This is a genomic window from Sinomonas soli, from assembly GCF_054782415.1.
In genome coordinates this window covers 106766-122027 of record NZ_BAAGSN010000013.1, presented here as the reverse complement: position 1 = coordinate 122027, position 15262 = coordinate 106766, and the positions used below count along the sequence as shown (strand labels likewise).

At 67.4% G+C, this 15262-nt stretch carries 17 protein-coding genes; 10 read left to right on the top strand and 7 right to left on the bottom strand.

The features are described 5' to 3' along the window. The first annotated feature begins 80 nt into the window (after window positions 1-80). From ACYVKZ_RS12640 to ACYVKZ_RS12625, 4 genes are all read left to right on the top strand, one after another. Window positions 81-419 (top strand): nucleotide pyrophosphohydrolase, encoded by a 339-nt coding sequence (locus ACYVKZ_RS12640; RefSeq protein WP_460992599.1) that lies wholly within the window; start codon window positions 81-83, stop codon window positions 417-419. Next, entirely contained in the window at window positions 406-966 is a 561-nt protein-coding gene (locus tag ACYVKZ_RS12635; RefSeq protein ID WP_460992598.1) for a GIY-YIG nuclease family protein, read from the top strand. The genes ACYVKZ_RS12640 and ACYVKZ_RS12635 overlap by 14 nt, the downstream gene beginning before the upstream one ends. Beyond that, entirely contained in the window at window positions 905-2131 is a 1227-nt protein-coding gene (locus ACYVKZ_RS12630) for a DNA/RNA helicase domain-containing protein (RefSeq protein ID WP_460992597.1), read from the top strand. The genes ACYVKZ_RS12635 and ACYVKZ_RS12630 overlap by 62 nt, the downstream gene beginning before the upstream one ends. A gap of 321 nt (window positions 2132-2452) precedes the next feature. Continuing rightward, complete coding sequence (locus tag ACYVKZ_RS12625; protein WP_460992596.1) at window positions 2453-3139, top strand: hypothetical protein; 687 nt, start codon at window positions 2453-2455, stop codon at window positions 3137-3139. Window positions 3140-3200: 61 nt separating this feature from the next. On the opposite strand, the gene ACYVKZ_RS12620 is transcribed toward ACYVKZ_RS12625, so the two are convergent. Further along, window positions 3201-3965 carry an HpcH/HpaI aldolase family protein gene (locus ACYVKZ_RS12620; RefSeq protein WP_460992595.1) on the bottom strand — a complete coding sequence of 255 codons (765 nt, stop codon included), beginning with the start codon at window positions 3963-3965 and terminating at the stop codon, window positions 3201-3203. Continuing rightward, a complete protein-coding gene (locus ACYVKZ_RS12615) occupies window positions 3965-4894 on the bottom strand; it encodes a DUF6282 family protein (protein ID WP_460992594.1) in 930 nt (309 codons plus the stop codon). Before ACYVKZ_RS12615 ends, ACYVKZ_RS12620 begins: the two co-directional genes overlap by 1 nt. Window positions 4895-5024: 130 nt before the next feature. On the opposite strand from ACYVKZ_RS12615, the gene ACYVKZ_RS12610 reads away from it, so the two are divergent. The 5 genes from ACYVKZ_RS12610 to ACYVKZ_RS12590 all read left to right on the top strand — a co-directional run bounded on the left by ACYVKZ_RS12610 (window position 5025) and on the right by ACYVKZ_RS12590 (window position 10229). Then, a complete protein-coding gene (locus ACYVKZ_RS12610) occupies window positions 5025-5438 on the top strand; it encodes a cupin domain-containing protein (RefSeq protein WP_460992593.1) in 414 nt (137 codons plus the stop codon). A gap of 32 nt (window positions 5439-5470) precedes the next feature. Then, the gene (locus ACYVKZ_RS12605) at window positions 5471-6793 is read left to right on the top strand and encodes an MFS transporter (RefSeq protein ID WP_460992592.1); all 1323 of its coding nucleotides are present in this window, start codon (window positions 5471-5473) and stop codon (window positions 6791-6793) included. Window positions 6794-6837: 44 nt separating this feature from the next. Continuing rightward, the gene (locus ACYVKZ_RS12600) at window positions 6838-7599 is read left to right on the top strand and encodes an IclR family transcriptional regulator (RefSeq protein WP_460992591.1); all 762 of its coding nucleotides are present in this window, start codon (window positions 6838-6840) and stop codon (window positions 7597-7599) included. Window positions 7600-7968: 369 nt separating this feature from the next. Next, window positions 7969-9324 carry an MFS transporter gene (locus ACYVKZ_RS12595; RefSeq protein ID WP_460992590.1) on the top strand — a complete coding sequence of 452 codons (1356 nt, stop codon included), beginning with the start codon at window positions 7969-7971 and terminating at the stop codon, window positions 9322-9324. 236 nt (window positions 9325-9560) lie between these two features. Next, window positions 9561-10229, top strand: coding sequence for an SRPBCC family protein (locus ACYVKZ_RS12590; protein WP_460992589.1), 669 nt, complete (start codon window positions 9561-9563; stop codon window positions 10227-10229). 214 nt (window positions 10230-10443) lie between these two features. Here the strand turns inward: ACYVKZ_RS12590 and ACYVKZ_RS12585 are convergent, their stop codons facing one another. From ACYVKZ_RS12585 to ACYVKZ_RS12565, 5 genes are all read right to left on the bottom strand, one after another. Next, the gene (locus ACYVKZ_RS12585; protein WP_460992588.1) at window positions 10444-10998 is read right to left on the bottom strand and encodes a DUF3761 domain-containing protein; all 555 of its coding nucleotides are present in this window, start codon (window positions 10996-10998) and stop codon (window positions 10444-10446) included. A gap of 325 nt (window positions 10999-11323) precedes the next feature. Next, on the bottom strand, window positions 11324-12106 hold the full coding sequence (locus ACYVKZ_RS12580) for a carbon-nitrogen hydrolase family protein (protein ID WP_460992587.1): 783 nt from the start codon (window positions 12104-12106) through the stop codon (window positions 11324-11326). 387 nt (window positions 12107-12493) lie between these two features. Beyond that, window positions 12494-12874: a hypothetical protein gene (locus tag ACYVKZ_RS12575; RefSeq protein WP_460992586.1), complete on the bottom strand. Its 381-nt coding sequence runs from the start codon at window positions 12872-12874 to the stop codon at window positions 12494-12496. Between the two features lie 191 nt (window positions 12875-13065). Further along, window positions 13066-13395 carry a CHY zinc finger protein gene (locus ACYVKZ_RS12570; RefSeq protein WP_460992585.1) on the bottom strand — a complete coding sequence of 110 codons (330 nt, stop codon included), beginning with the start codon at window positions 13393-13395 and terminating at the stop codon, window positions 13066-13068. Between the two features lie 10 nt (window positions 13396-13405). Continuing rightward, on the bottom strand, window positions 13406-14044 hold the full coding sequence (locus tag ACYVKZ_RS12565) for a biotin transporter BioY (RefSeq protein WP_460992584.1): 639 nt from the start codon (window positions 14042-14044) through the stop codon (window positions 13406-13408). A gap of 300 nt (window positions 14045-14344) precedes the next feature. Between ACYVKZ_RS12565 and ACYVKZ_RS12560 the strand changes: the two genes are divergently transcribed. Then, window positions 14345-15178, top strand: coding sequence for a protein NO VEIN domain-containing protein (locus ACYVKZ_RS12560; protein WP_460992583.1), 834 nt, complete (start codon window positions 14345-14347; stop codon window positions 15176-15178). Window positions 15179-15262 lie beyond the last annotated feature (84 nt).

The following is a 15262-nucleotide window of genomic DNA, read 5'->3' as shown; positions in this document are numbered from 1 at the left end:
CGGCCGCGGGTGCGTTCATCGTCCGCGTACGAGCCGGCTGCGAGTGAGGCGCACCTGAGATCTCGCACGGTGTTGATAGCGTGGCCCGCGTGAGTCAGGACCGGATCGAACGCGTTCTAGGGGAGCTCCGCGAGTTTGTCCGTGAGCGAGAGTGGGAGCAGTTTCATTCACCCGAGAACCTCGCGAAGAGTGTGGCCATCGAAGCTGGCGAACTCCTCGAGTGTTTTCAGTGGGGCCAGCCCAAAGACATCGCAGGCGTTCGGCACGAGCTCGCCGACGTGCTCACCTATTGCTTGCTCTTGGCGGACAGACTGGGGATGGACCCGCTAGAAATCGTGCTCGAAAAGCTTGAGGTCACCCGCGCCAAGTACCCAGTCGAGCTTTCTCGGGGGCGGAGCACCAAGCATGACCAGCTTTAGGATCGAGCACCTCGCGCTCGACAACGAATCAGTCAGGGTGTGGGCAGCCGGGGACTCGCGCCACCGCAACTGGCCCGTGGTCTACACGCTCAACAACGACAACAGCATCTACGTCGGCGAGTCCTTGAATGCGGCAACACGGATGACCCAGCACATCACAAACGGGCGTGGCAGCCTCAACGCCGTTCGAGTCATCGTGGATGACCGCTTCAACAAGTCAGCGTGCCTCGATCTCGAGTCTTACCTCATTCGATTCTTCGCCGGCGACGGCAAGTTCACGGTGGAGAACCGCAACGAGGGGATCACCGATGCCGATTACTTCGACAGAGGCCGATACCACCAGACGTTCGGCCAAATCTTCGAGACCCTCCGCAAGGAGGGCATGTTCAGCCAGACGATCCCTCAGATTGTCAACAGTGACCTCTTCAAGCTCTCGCCATTCAAGGCCACTCACCCAAGACCAGGCCGGCGCAGTCAACGACATCTTGGAGGGCCTCTTCGAGGACCTCGAGAACAGTCGGCCGAGCACCATCGTCATCCAAGGTGACCCCGGCACGGGCAAAACCATCGTTGCGATCTACCTCATGAAACTGCTCAGCGACATCCGAGCGCACCACAACGAAGACGTCGTCGAGAGTGACTCGATCTTCGCCGAGTACTTTCTGGAGGGGTACCCCGAGCTGCTCCGCGACTTCCGCGTGGCACTCGTTGTACCTCAGCAGTCCCTGCGCCAGTCAATTCAGAACGTCTTCGCAAAGACTCCCGGGCTGGGAAAGGGAATGGTCCTCTCACAGTTCGACGTCGGCTTCAGTGAGACACCATACGATCTGCTGATCGTCGACGAGGCCCATCGGCTCTCGCAACGCGCGAACCAGTCCTCAGGTGTGCGCAACAGAGATTTCCAGACGATCAACGAATGTCTGTTCGGGTCGGGCGACGACGCACTTACCCAGCTCGATTGGATCAAGAAGCAAAGCACCCACCAGATCTTCCTAGTCGATGCCGCCCAAAGCGTCCGTCCCGCCGACCTGCCTAGAGAGCGCATGAAATCTCTGCTCTGTGAGGCGAAGGACAGCCACCGTTTGTACCGCCTGCTGACCCAGATGCGCCTTCAGGCTGGTGAGGACTACGTAACCTACGTCAGGTCGATGCTCACTGAATCTGCGCCGGAGCCCCAGCGGTTCGGCGAGTACGAGTTCGCGCTCTACGACGATCTGACGGACATGCTCGGGACGATCCGTGAGAAGGAGCGTGAGTCCAAGCTGGCGCGGCTTGTCGCTGGTTATGCCTGGCCATGGGTGAGCAAGAAGAACCCGAAGGCCTACGATATCGAGATTGACGGCTGCAAGCTCCGATGGAACTCGACGGACCGCGACTGGATCAACTCGCCGAAGTCGGTCAACGAAGTCGGATCAATCCACACCGTTCAGGGGTACGACCTCAACTACGCTGGCGTGATCATCGGGCCCGAACTCAAGTACGACCCCACGCTGCAGCGCATCGTGGTTGACCGCAGCAACTATCAGGACAATAAGGGCAAAGAGAACAACCCGCGCCTCGGCCTCGTGTATGCCGCCGAGCAACTACTGGAATACATCGTCAACATCTACGGCGTTCTGCTCACCCGAGGAATGCGGGGCACCTACGTCTACGTCTGCGATCCCGCCCTTCGCACGTACCTGAGTCGGTTCATCCCTCGCGGCAGGGGATGAAGGGGACCGGCCCAGGCGAGCCAAGCACCGCCCACATTGTTCGTGGCTTTGGCTGGAGCTCCCGCCAACCTGGTCTCCACTTCGCTCCACCAGCCCACGGATCCACAACCAGCCAAGCGCACAAGTGGGCTTGACGTGGTGCGCCCAAGCGCTGGCATCATCAGTTCTGCGACTATGACAACTGAGAGGTAGCCGTAACGGTGTCGGCCTCGGTCTCCCTTAGCGCGGAATACCCGAAGCTCGGTCCCTGCCGACTGTCCTAGTCGCAACGATCCGCGCGGCCAACGCGATGCTAGAACATCCATATGGCATGCTGTGGGCGTGGATTCATTACTTACGGCTGGAATCGGAGCGACTTTCGGACTCTTGGGATCGCTGCTGCTGAAGTATTTTGAGCACAGACAGACGCTGGCGCGAACTCGCGAGGAACGCCGTTTCTCCGACTGGCGTAGGCTAGAAGAGCTCCGAGATCCCCTATATCAAGCGGCTTATGCGCTCCACGAGCGTATTGACAACTTCCGCAATCGAGACTTCTTCGTTTATCTGGACGATCCGAATCCTGAAAGGAGTCGCTTGGCGCTACTCGGCACTATGTATCGTTTCGGAGTCTACTGGAGTGTCGCCGAAGAGCTGATGGACTCCAGCAAGCTCGGTGGTGCTGGACCGATGGCTCGGGGAAGTGGGGACGCTGGGCTCTTGAACGAGATCTCCCGAACGATGGCAAGCGACCGCGACGGCACGAAATTCATGGTCTGGCGAGAGGAACAGCGCGCCATAGCCGAACTAATTAGGGACACGCGGACGCAGGGCGCAGCCCCGGCAATTGGCTTCGCGTCTTTTGCGGAGAACTACGAAAAGAAATTTCAATTTTGGTTTTCGAACCTTGAACGCGACCTGAATGACGAAGTCGTGGCCAACAACGATAGGCTAGCTCGACTTCAAGACCTTCTTTCTCAGCTTATTGACGAACTGATGACTTACCGGCTAGAGGCTCCAGCCTCACGGTAGTTAGCAACTCTTGGACAACTCGGGTGACAAGTCGCGCTGTCGACGGCGGGCTATGCCCGGCTCAGCCACCGACCGGCAGCAGCGAGCTGAACTGCCTCGCACCGGCGGCGAGCATGGTCAGGTCCGAGCCGGCGACGATGTAGCGGTAGCCGCGCGCCACGGCGTCGGCCGCGGCCTCCGCCGAGCCGGCGAAGATGCCCATGGGCACGCCATGCGCCGAAGCGGCCGCCTCGATCGCCTCCGCTGCGGCCCGCATCGGCGCCGAGTCCAGCTGCCCCGGCGTGCCGAGGTCCACGGAGAGGTCCACGGGCCCGATGAACGCGACGTCCAGGGTGGCCATGGCGGCGTCGATCCCGTCGGCGTAGTCGGCGGTCTCAAACTGCCCCACGGCCAGCACCGTCGAGTTGGACCGCTCGAAGTGCTGAGCCAAGGAAACGCCCATGCCGTAGTCCGCCGCCGGCTGCGCGAGCGAGACCGACCGGGTGCCCAGCGGCGGGTACGAGACCAGCTTCCGCAGCTCTCCGGCCCCCGCGCCGGAGCCGCGGGCGAGCTGGATCCCGGCGGCGCCGGCCTCGAGCAGGCGGTTGATGTCGCCGCGGTCCAGGGCGGGGACCCGCACCAGAACCGGAAGCCCGCGCGCCCGGCCGGCCCGCACGACGTCGCACGCCTCCCTAACCGACATCTGCGAGTGCTCATAGTCGCAGACCACGAAGTCGAAGCCGGAGAGGGCCAGAACGTCCACGATCTCGAAGCGCGGGATCTTCAGGAACGTGCCGAGGACGGGGCGCTCGGCCATGAGCTCGCGCAGGGATGTAGGCAGCGACATCAGATCCCCAGCAGGTCGGCGGGGTTGTCCGCGATGAGGCGGCGCACGTCCTCCTTGGACACTCCCGCGTCCAGCAGGCCGCGGACCATGCGCGCGTAGGCGTCCACCGGCAGCGGGTTGTTCGCCTGGCCCAGGTCCGAGCCGAGCAGCGTGTTCTCCACGCCGGCCGCCTTGACGAAGCCGAGCAGGGTGTCGAGGCCCCACTGGTAGAAGGAGGTGCGGTCGTCGTACTGGCAGATCGAGTGCTCGATCCGCGCCCCGAGGCCCACCCAGCGGCGCACGCGCTCGGGCTCGGCGCCGATCACGAAGTTCGGGTGGTTCACGAGGATGCGCTTGATGCCCATGGAGGAGGCCTGCTCGATGAGCCGCTCCGTCTGGTCGGCGTCGAGGTGCCCGCAGGACATGATCGCGTCGTGGGCCTTGATGACCTCGAGGATGTCCAGGACCTCGGGCTTGAGCGCGCCCTCGGCGTCGAGGATGCCGATCTCGGTGGTGTGGCGCAGGCCCAGGTTGTTGGTGGGGAAGCGCATGTTCTGGCCCTCGGCCTCGTGCACGCAGATGTGGGCGTGCGAGGAAATGGTGGGGAACCAGACCATCCGGCCGCCCTGGGCGAGCGCGAGCTCGGCCGCGTACGGGTTGAGGCCGCCCACGTAGTTGTTCAGTGCCACCCCGGAGACCACCGGGATCGGCAGGCCGCCGAGCGCCTCGGACGCCGCGCGGATGTCCGTGACCATCGAGTGGTGGTGGCTCTTGACCAGGATCGCGCGGAACCCGGCCTCGTGCGCCTGCCACGCGGCCTCGGCGATGGGCAGCCGGCGCGGGAACGGCGAGGGGCTGGGGTGGACATGGAGGTCGACGGCGCCGTCCAGGATCGCGGCGACCTCCGGGTCGTCGATGGTGACGGGCTCGTGGCCTTCGGGCTTCAGCATCGTTGCTGTCCTTCCGTTGGTTCTGCCCCTCGAGGGGCATTGACAGTGACCGTGATCACGATGCTACGCTCGTTCCACATTGCGCACAAGCTGTTCCGAAGATCGGAACACAAGGTCAAAGGAGATCGCGGTGTCCCTCAACGAATCGCTCTACTCGGAGGTCGTCAGCTTCGACGACGTCCCGCTCGAAGTCGCCCGCCCGGGCATCACCCGCAAGGCCTACGCCACGGACGAGGTCATGATCGTGTGGAACACCGTGGAGAAGGGCCTCGAGCTCCGCCCCCACTCCCACGAGGACTTCGACCAGCTCGTGTTCATCCTCGAGGGCGAGGCCGACTACTACGTGGACGGCGTGGCCCACCACATGGGCCCGCGCGACCTCATGCTCGTGGAGCGCGGCAAGGAGCACTACATCGACGTGACCTCCGGCCCCTGCGTGAACATCGACATCTTCGTCCCGCCCCGGGCCGACTACGCCCACCTCACCGCCTGGGTGGCGAACCTGGCCAACAAGGAGCCGCTCACGATCGGGGCGCAGTCATGACGGCGCCGGCCCTGCACGGCCACACTGGGACCGTGGGCACCGCAGCATCCGGGCACGAGCGCCGCGCCGTGGTGGGCGCGAGCGCCGGGTTCTTCATCGACATGTTCGACATCTACCTGCCCGTGATCGCGCTCGCCCCGGCGATGGCGTTCTTCACCCCCGCCTCGATCGACGCAGGCACCACGGCGATCCTCGGCGGCCTCGTCTTCGCCTCCACCCTCGTGGCGCGCCCGCTCGGATCCGTCATCTTCGGCTGGCTCGGGGACAAGGTGGGCCGCAAGAGGGCGACCGTCGTCGCCGTGGCCGGCGCCGGGGTGGCCACCGGGCTCATCGCCGCGCTGCCGGGCTACCAGAGCGTGGGGATCGCCGGCGTGGTCGCGCTGATCGTGCTCCGGTTCATCGGCGGGGTGTTCCTCGGCGGCGAGTACACCGGCGCGGTGCCGCTCGCGATGGAGCACTCGGCCAAGCGCAACCGCGGCCGCAACGCCGGCCTGATCGCGCTCGGCTTCCCGTCCTCCTACGTAGTGATCTCGGCGCTGACGCTGCTCGTGCTCACGTTCGCCCCGGCCGGCAGCCCGGCCTCGGCCTACTCGCAGTGGGGCTGGCGGATCGCGTTCATCGTCGGGGCAGTCATCTCGATCGGCTTCGCGATCGCGTACGCCCGCGGCGTCGAGGAGAGCCCGGCCTGGGAGAACACCTCCACGAAGCGGGTCAACCCGTTCAAGGAACTCCTCGCCGGGCCCAACCGGAAGCCGCTCGCGCAGGCGTTCCTGCTCATGACGGGCGTGTGGTTCTCCTCCAACGCCTCGATCGTGATCCTCCCGCCCACCATCGCCTCCACCACCGGGCTCACCGCGGTGCAGACCTCGACCCTGATGATCATCGCGTTCGCCGTGGTGACCGTGGCGTACCCGCTGTTCGGGATGCTCTCCCAGCGCATCGGGCGCCGGGCGTTCTTCGTCCTGTGCGGCGTCGGCTCGCTGCTGGCGATCCCGCTGTTCGTGCTCTTCGCCTCCGGGGCGGTCAGGGGCTTCTGGGCCGCGACCGTGGCCGTCGCCGCGATCGCGCTCCTGGGAGTGCCGGCCTTCGGGGCCATCGGGGCCTACATGTCCGAGCGGTTCCCCGTGGAGATCCGCGCGACGGGCTACGGCGTCGGCTACTCCCTGGCGCTCATCATCCCCTCGTTCTACGCCTTCTACATGGCCGCGCTCTCCGGGCTCATGCCGCTCAAGCTCGCGCCCACGGTGCTGCTCGCCGTCGGCGGGATCTGCCTCATCGTGGGTGCGCTGTGGGGGCCCGAGACGAAGGATCGCAACCTCGCCGAGCACACGATCGCATCAGAGCGTCAGCCGTGACGGCCGCGCCGGTGCGGGCCGTGGCACGGGCTAGAGTGTGGGCTATGCCAACGGAGAGGGACGATGCCGCGCCGGCGGGCGGTCTGCAGGTGGTGAGCCGGAGCGCGCAGATCCTGCGGATGTTCAGCTCCGACCGCACCGAGGTGCGCATCAACGACGTCGCCGAGGAGCTCGGGATCGGGCGGACCTCCGCCCACCGCTACCTCCAGTCGCTCGCCTCCGAGGGGTTCCTGCAGCGGATCAACGACAACGACTACCGGCCCGGGCCCCTCATCATGGGCATCGCCGCCTCGATGCTGACCGGGCCCAAGATCATCGACGTGGCCGAGCCGCTCCTCGCCACGCTCGCCGAGCTCACTGGCCAGACCGCTGTGCTGGGGCTCTGGACGGGCTCCAGCGCCGTGGCCGTGGCGTCCAAGGAGCCGGCCGGGAAGTCCGTGAACATGACGGTGCGGATCGGGGCACCGCTCGGCCCGCAGTCCGCCCAGGGGCTGGCGTTCCTCGCGTGGGGCTCGCCGGCCGTGCGGGAGCGGGCGCTGGCGAAGCTCGGGACGGCGCGGGGCGAGGTGGAGCGGAAGCTCGCCGAGGCCCTGGCCGTCGGGTTCGCGGTGAGCGAGGCGGTGATCGACGGGGTCGCGGCGGTCGCCGCGCCCGTCTTCGACGCCGGCGGCAGCGTTATCGCGACCCTGGCCCTCGTTGCGCCGGTCGGGGTGCTGGACACCTCGGCGGAGGGCCGGCACATCACCGACCTGAAGGCCTCCGCGGCCGCGCTGTCGGGGCTGCTCGGGGCGTCGACGGCGGCGTAGGTCCCGCGTGCGTTCGTCGTCGTCACACCGGCGCCGCACGCCAGCTCGCTCGACCGAGCTCGCGGCGACGACTTGGCATTCGTTTCCGGGGGCGGTCAGGCCCCCGCAACACAGGTACGCCGGTGGGCCGGCGCTCTTGGGACTGCTCGCCAACAGCTTGTCCGAGCGAGCACTCCGACACGTCGAAGGCACAGGTGCGCGGAACGAAAAGAGCCAGCGCCATGGGCGACGATCACCCATTCCCGCCCCGTCTCAATCGCGCCAAAACAGGTATTTCTCTCCGCCCCAGCCCCGCGCATAGCCTCGCACAGCAGGCCAAACCCGGGGGACGCCGTCGTCCTCCGCGCACCCCGCTGTGAGGAGTCAACGATGACCAGACAGACCCTGAGCGTCCAGGACGCGATGGACCATCCCCGCATGGGGCCGTGGCGCTGGACCGCGGTGGCCCTGTGCTTCGTGGTCGCACTGCTCGATGGGTTCGACACGCAGTCGATCGCCTTCATCGGCACCGCCATCGCCGGCGAGTTCAAGCTCTCCGCAACCGACATGACGTGGGTCATCACCGCGAGCACCATCGGGATGGCGATCGGGGCGATGACGCTCGGGACGTTCGGGGACCGGATCGGCCGCAAGCGCACCATCCTCGTGGCGCTGGCCCTCTTCGGCGCGTTCTCGCTGGCGGGCGCCTTCGCCGCTACCGCGTGGCAGGTGGTGGCGCTCCGCTTCCTCATCGGCCTCGGCATGGGCGGCGCCACGCCGGCCCTGCTCGCCCTGACGGCCGAATTCAGCCCCCGCCGGCGCCGCGGCTTCCTCATGACGCTCGTGCTCCTCGGCCTGCCCGGCGGGGCGATGATCGGGGGCCTCGTCGCCGCGGCGTGGCTCCCGGCCGTTGGCTGGCGCGGCATCTTCCTCATCGGCGGCGCCCTCCCCGTGGTGCTCCTGGCCGCCGTGATCGCCCTCCTGCCCGAATCACCCGCCTTCCTCGTCGCCAAGGGCACGCCCGAGGGCGACCGGCGCGCCCGCGCGCTCATCGCCCGCACCACCGGGCGAGCCGTCCCGGACGCCATGCAGCTCACGGTCGAGGACGCCGGGGAGAAGCGCGGCTCCGTCGCCGCGCTCCTCTCCCCCGCCTACCGCACCGCGACCGTCGCTGTCTGGGCGACCTACCTCTTCAACTGGATCGCCTGGTACCTGCTGCTCCTCTGGATGCCGACGGCGCTCAAGGGCCTCGGGCTCGACGCCGGCACCGCCGCTCTGGGCACGGTGACCGTCAACGGCGCCTTCATCCTGTTCGCCGTCCCGCTCTCCGCGGTCCTCCCGCGGGCCAACGCACGCACCCTCCTGCTGGGCATGTTCGGCGCCGGCATCCTCGTCGCCCTCGGGCTCGGCGCCGCAGGGAGGAACTTCGGACTCGTGTTCACACTCATCGGCCTCGCCGGATTCGGCATCGGCGGCCAGCAGCTCGCCCTGAACTACCTCATCGCCAACGCCTACCCCACCCAGCTCCGCGCCACCGCAACCGGCTGGGGCATCGGGATCGGCCGGCTCGGCTCGATCGTCGGCTCCGCGCTCGGCGGCCTGCTGCTCACGGGCCTCGGTCCGTCCGGGTACTTCGCCTCACTCGCGGTGCCGCTCGTCGTGGCTGGCCTCGCCACGCTCCTGGTGAGGGGTGCCCGCGCCGAGACGTCGGAGGGCGAGCTCGAGACGGCACCAGCCACGGCCTGAGGCGCCCCTCCTCAGGCGCGCGGACGACGGCGGGTGCGCGCCCGCCGTCGTCCGCCTGCGGGTCATGAGTGGGGGGTTGTCGTGCACAGCAGCAGCATTCACCTCGCTGGTGGAACGAGTCGCGAGGGCGCGCCGTGGCTCGCGGGCCGGAGGCAGCTGCGGCCTTTAGACGGCACTGCACCATGCGGTGACGTTGTCCCCTTGCGGGCCCCGTGGTCGCTCGGGACGCTGGACGCATGAAGAAGGTGCTCACCGCCTTCGGCGCGTCCACCGTGGCGGCCATCGCCTGCCTCGCAGCCCTCCGCCCCGTGTTCAGGCATTGGGGCGCGACCCCTGACGAGGTCACCGGCCCCTACCCGGGGGCGGACATCGTCCCCGACGGCGAGCGGGGCGCGACGATGGCCGTGACGATCGATGCACCGCCCGAGGCCGTCTGGCCCTGGCTCGTCCAGCTCGGGGGCGACCGCGGCGGCTGGTACTCGTGGGACCGGCTCGACAACGGCGGCCGCCCGAGCGCCGACCGGATCCATCCTGAGTGGCAGGACCTCAAGCTCGGCGACACCGTCAAGTACTGGACCAAGCGCTACGGAGCGGTGGATGCCTGGACCGTCGCCGCCCTCGAGCCGAACCGCTTCCTCGGGCTCCACGGGCTCAGCGACCTTATGGGCAGGCCGCTCGACCCCGCGCAGCCTCGCCCCTCGGCCTACACGGAAGGCCTCTGGGGCTTCCAGCTCAAGGAGCTTACTGGCGGCAGGACGCGCCTCGTGATCGGCGGCTACGAGACCTTCCGGCCGCGAGCAGCGGGCTGGCTGCTCTCGCAGTGGATCTTCCCGCCGATCGTGTGGGTCATGCAGGCCCGCATGCTCGCGGTTCTCAAGCGCAACGCCGAGCGGGCGCCCGGGTAGAAGACGAGGTCGGCGGAGAGGGCGAGCGGGCTCTTGGCGCTTTGGCGCGGGCGGTGCAGGTGCAGCATGAGTGGTCCCCCGGGTGGCGGCTGAGTGGGCGGCCCTATTCTGCTCGGCGGTGCGCCCGCAGGTCCCGTTCTGACGTCTTCCTGAGGACGGCCTGTTCGCGCGTCTACGGTTCAGCCTCTCAGCCCCCACCCAACGAGCCGCGGAGCTACTTGTACCAGACAGCGACTCCATGATGGTGCGAACACGTTCCACTGTGGTTTGCCGAATACGAGTACGTGCCGTCCACGCACAGTGCCGTAGCTCCCGCCGGCGAGGCCTGCTGCTGCTGAGCTGCCTGCTGGGCGGCCGCTTGCGCGTCAGCAGCCGCCTGCGCGTCAGCACCAGCCTGCGCGTCAGCAGCAGCCTTGGCATCGGCTGCCGCCTTCGCATCAGCAGCAGCCTTGGCATCGGCCGCGGCCTTCGCGTCAGCTGCGGCCTTCTCCGCGGCGAGATCGGCAGTGAGCTTGTCGGCCTTGGACTTGGTCATCCACACGATCGAACCGTCGCGGTCCTTCGTGCAGGCCAGATCCGCCCCTGCCAGGGTGTACCGCTCCCCCACGTTGGTGCAGGCGTCACCGTCTGAGTAGAGCGCAGCCACCACGGTCGCGGTCGAAGTCGGGCAACCCAAGGACGTCGCTTCCGGAGTCGAGGTAGCCGAAGGCTCGACCGAGGAATCGGTTGAAGCCGGCGTGGCCTTGACCGTCACTGTGATGGTCGGCATCGGTGAAGGACATGCGGTCGTCGCGGTCGCGCTCGGACTCGCCGAGGCAGCGTTCCCGACCGAAGCGGTCGGGTGCGCCGAACATCCCGTCAAGGCCAATGCGCTCAGCGCGACGGCTGCCAGAACCTTTTTCATACTGCCCCTAAGATCGAACTTTCCGCATTCACTTCAGAAGGCCGCTGGGGGCTTGTGGGAATGCGTCTTGGGACAGCAGATCATATTGGTATTTGACATGTAAAATGACTTCGCCGCAGAAACCCTCGGGAGACGCCTGCTCGAGGTGAGGCTCGGTCTCAAGCTCCCTTGAGGAAGGCACCCAAGAGTGTCACGGGGCACTGGGAGTCCACGTATCCGGATTGATCCGGCCCTGGTACATCGGAAGCTCGATCGGCTGCTCGCCGGGCCGGAACTGGGACCACATGCGGTTTACCCCGGCAGTGCCGTGCGTCCGGACGCGGCCAACGGCGGCCAGATCCAGATCTACGGCCATCAGCGCGGGGGCTGCGTCCGGAGCTTCCGCGAGGACAATGCCTTCGGGATCGACCACGATGCTGCGGCCTTGGCCAGTGGGCCCGGCGCAGTTGACGCTCACGATGAATACCTGGTTGACGATCGCGTTGGCCCGGGCGAGAACCAGCTCCTGGGCCCGGTCCGGCGTTGTCGTCTTGACGACATTGAGGATCACCTCCGCACCCATCCACGCGAGCTGGCGCGAGGTCTCGGGGAACCAGGCGTCGTAGCAGATGTTCAGCCCGACCCGCCCAATACCCGGCAGGTCGACGACGACGAACCGGTCGCCGGGGTCGTAGGGCTCGTGCGGGCGCCACGGGAAGACCTTGCGGTAGCTTCCGGCGAGATGTCCCTCGGGTGAGAGGACGATCTGGGTGTTGTACAGCTGGCCGTGGGGGCCGAGCTCGCACACGCTGCCGGGGACGAGCCAGACACCGAGATCCTGCGCGAGCTGGCGCAGTGCGTGGACCCGCGGACCGCCGAGGGGCTCGGCCGCCGACCGCAGGACCTCGGTCCGCTGGAGGTCGGGTGTTCCGTCGCCGAAGAGATGGAGTTCGGGAAAGACCAGGAGCTTGGCCTCCGGGTGGAGCTCGAGCACGCTGCGGGCTTCGTCGGCGAAGCCCCCCAATGGGCTGCCGATCTGACGCGGGGGCGCCTGAACGGCCACCAGGGGAAGTTGTCGCGGCATGGCTGACCTCACTTTCGTCGCAGAGAACCCGCATCAAGGTGCGCTGCGTGACCCATGATGCCGACTTCGGGATCCACCGAGGTCCACCGACTGATCGACCGCCGCATGCTTCTCGAGACCTCGGTGGCACATTACACGGCGCTGAACGCGACACGGGCCAGCTCTCGGAGCTCGCCGCCCGGCAGCGCCGCCGTTCGCGCACGACGCGCACCGCTGAGATGAGTGGTGGTTCCTCGCCCTTCGGCTGGGAACCACCACTCATCACGCGGTCAGGAAGGAGGTCCGGGCACGCTGCGCCTACGCGCCGCTGAACCACCTCGTCGGCGGCCAGATGCGGTTCAGCAGGCCACGCTTCCCGCCGGTGCCGTCAGTCTCGCTGCGCCACCGTGCATCGTCACAGACGCGCAGGCCAATGACCTCCGCCGGACCGGCGAGGTCGCCGAGGAGCTCGACCACCCAGGGGGCGAAGCTCCAGGCGTCCTCAAAGGCCTCGGCATCCAGGCTGAAGCCGACGCCGATCTCAGGCATCTCGGAGTCAGGCGAGAAGCTGAACGTCTCAGCCCCAGCCTCCGTCAGCGGCCCCATGACGGCCATGACCCTCTCCACCGGGCTCGGCGAGGGATCGCCAGGAACGGGGAGGAGACGGATGTCCGCCGAGATGTGCCACACGCTGTTCATGCTGGTGTCCTTTCACGGTAGGACCGCCGGTCATCCGGGTGACTCCCGGACGCAGGGCGGTCGGCCGCCCGCGGCACCAGCACTGGGGACACAGCGTGAATTCCTCGTCATGGGCTCATCAGAGCACACCCCACCGACAGAACTGGCGAGCGGACGACGGCGGGGGCGCACCCGCCGTCGTCCGCGTCGCCTCACCCGAAGTACAGGTGCCGGTGCGCCGCGCACCGCTCGTTGAACAGAGCGCCGCAGCTCGGGCACGACGCGGTCGCCAGATAGTCCTCGATGGCCATCTCGCCCTTGCAGACCCCGCACAGAACTGCCGGCTCCGACCACTGCTCCGGCGGCCAAGTCAGCGCCTCGTGGTCCGCGTCCTCCGCGTGGCAGAGGTGGCACGGGTAGTACCGCCCGCAGCAGGCGAACTTCATCGCCACCACGTCCACCTCGGTGCGGTAGTGGACGCACCGGGTCTCATCGTCCACGGTGGCGCCGAACACCCGCACGCCCCGCACTCCCCCGCTCACTTCACTCGCCTCACTTGACCCGGCGCACGAGCACGTCCGGGAACGCCCGGTGCACGGCCACCGCGGCGACCGCCGCGACGGCGTCCTTGAGGAGGTCGCCCGGGTAGAAGACGAGGTCCGCGGCGAAGGCCGCCTGCCAGGAGAGCTTGAGGTTGAGCATCATGCCCAGCACGCCCGGCAGGTGCGAGGCGACCACGGTGACCACGGCCGCGGCGAGGAAGAACCACACCGCCCGGCGCTTGGCCGAGATGCGCCGGATGACCTGCTCGGCGGCGACACCCACGAGGAACGCGGCGAGGACGAACCCGACGATGTACCCGGCGGACCCGCCGGCCATGACCTGCAGCCCCGCCCGGCCGCCGGAGAAGATCGGCAGTCCGGCGAACGCCACGACGAGGTAGAGCCCCACCGCGGCGGCGCCGCGGGCCCCGCCGAGGACCAGGCCGGTGAGCATGATCGCAAAGGTCTGCAGCGTGATCGGCACCCCGAAGCTGCCCACCGGGATGCCCGGGACCACAGCCGAGGCCGCGATGAGCGCAGCGAACACGGAGACGAGGGCCAGTGACTGCGAGTCCCACATCCGGCGGGGCTTGCGGGGGCTCTCGGCCGGGCGGTGGGGCGCGGGGGCGGGCGTCGTCGGGTTGCTCATGGTTCCTCCAGCAGGTCCGGGAAAGCGTGCTGGAAGAAGGCTACGAAGCTCGGTCCGCGTCCGTTTTGTAGGGAATCCACCACGCGCGCTGCCGCTCTGTGGGCCGAACGCTACAACGTGACGTGGCGCACCGCTCCGACGTGCGACCCATGGCTAATTGGCGATGCCCTGGCAGCCGTGGCGGACTGCCCCCCGGCCACACGTAGCCGCCGCTGCAGATGATCGTTGCGTCCATTTTGTAGGGCGCAGGAGAGACGCCCCTCAGCGCCGCGCGCAGGTACGGTCCGCGATACTCGATTCATGGTCTTCAACATCAGGATCATCGAACGGCAGACTGCCGACAGCGATGACCCGCTCGGGCGTGACTGGTACGGCTACGACCCCGACGCAACACCTCAAGAACTCTGGGAGAACAATCGCGGCGACTGGGACCCGAACGGGGACCGCGTCTCAGAAGAAAAATGGGCAGCCTTGAGCTACCAGGGCCGCATCATCCTGGTCGCAGAACTCCACCGCCCCAACCACGAGATCCTCGCCGCGAACTCAAAAGGGCAACGAAAGAAGGCGCTCCTCGGCCACCCCCTATCACCCGGACACCCCGTCCACGAAGCATTGATCGGGAGCCCCGTTAAACCGGCCAGGCGGTTCACCTACGACCCGGACCCCGAGATTCCCGAGCCAGCAGACTCAGCAAACTCCGACTTGTCGGAGGTCTTGGATGAACCCGGTGCGCGAGGCCAAGGACTCCAGATGGACGCAGCAGTCCGCAAAGAGATCGAGAATGCCGCGCAGGACCGCCTGATGAGCGTCTACCGTGACGAAGGTTGGACCGTCACGGACACTCGGCAGAACCGTCCCTATGATGCCGTTGCTGTGAAGGGCGCGGAGAAGATCTACCTCGAGGCAAAGGGCACGCAGAGCCAAGGCAATTCCGTCATCGTCACTCGCAACGAAGTTGATCACGCCCGCCAGCATCCTGGGCAGTGCAGGATGGGCGTGTGGTCCGGTATGCGCCTAGTGAATGGGGAGGTAGACCTCGAAGCGGGCGAATTCGGCATCATTGATTTCGATCCCGAGGACAAGGACCTGCGCCCCCGGGACTTCGACTGGACTGTCCCTAGCACCCCTACCTGACGGGTCTTGGTCCCCGGCATCAGATGGGGCCACCGGGGGTCCGATCGGCGCCACCCGGCAACGCAAGCGGACGACGGCGGGCCC

Excerpts from the sequence above, each read along its gene's own strand:
- ACYVKZ_RS12620 (WP_460992595.1), bottom strand. The coding sequence starts at position 3,965 with ATGTCGCTGCCTACATCCCTGCGCGAGCTCATGGCCGAGCGCCCCGTC.
- ACYVKZ_RS12590 (WP_460992589.1), top strand. The coding sequence starts at position 9,561 with ATGAAGAAGGTGCTCACCGCCTTCGGCGCGTCCACCGTGGCGGCCATC.
- ACYVKZ_RS12575 (WP_460992586.1), bottom strand. The coding sequence starts at position 12,874 with ATGAACAGCGTGTGGCACATCTCGGCGGACATCCGTCTCCTCCCCGTT.
- ACYVKZ_RS12585 (WP_460992588.1), bottom strand. The coding sequence starts at position 10,998 with ATGCCGACCATCACAGTGACGGTCAAGGCCACGCCGGCTTCAACCGAT.
- ACYVKZ_RS12635 (WP_460992598.1), top strand. The coding sequence starts at position 406 with ATGACCAGCTTTAGGATCGAGCACCTCGCGCTCGACAACGAATCAGTC.
- ACYVKZ_RS12595 (WP_460992590.1), top strand. The coding sequence starts at position 7,969 with ATGACCAGACAGACCCTGAGCGTCCAGGACGCGATGGACCATCCCCGC.
- ACYVKZ_RS12560 (WP_460992583.1), top strand. The coding sequence starts at position 14,345 with ATGGTCTTCAACATCAGGATCATCGAACGGCAGACTGCCGACAGCGAT.
- ACYVKZ_RS12615 (WP_460992594.1), bottom strand. The coding sequence starts at position 4,894 with ATGCTGAAGCCCGAAGGCCACGAGCCCGTCACCATCGACGACCCGGAG.
- ACYVKZ_RS12565 (WP_460992584.1), bottom strand. The coding sequence starts at position 14,044 with ATGAGCAACCCGACGACGCCCGCCCCCGCGCCCCACCGCCCGGCCGAG.
- ACYVKZ_RS12600 (WP_460992591.1), top strand. The coding sequence starts at position 6,838 with ATGCCAACGGAGAGGGACGATGCCGCGCCGGCGGGCGGTCTGCAGGTG.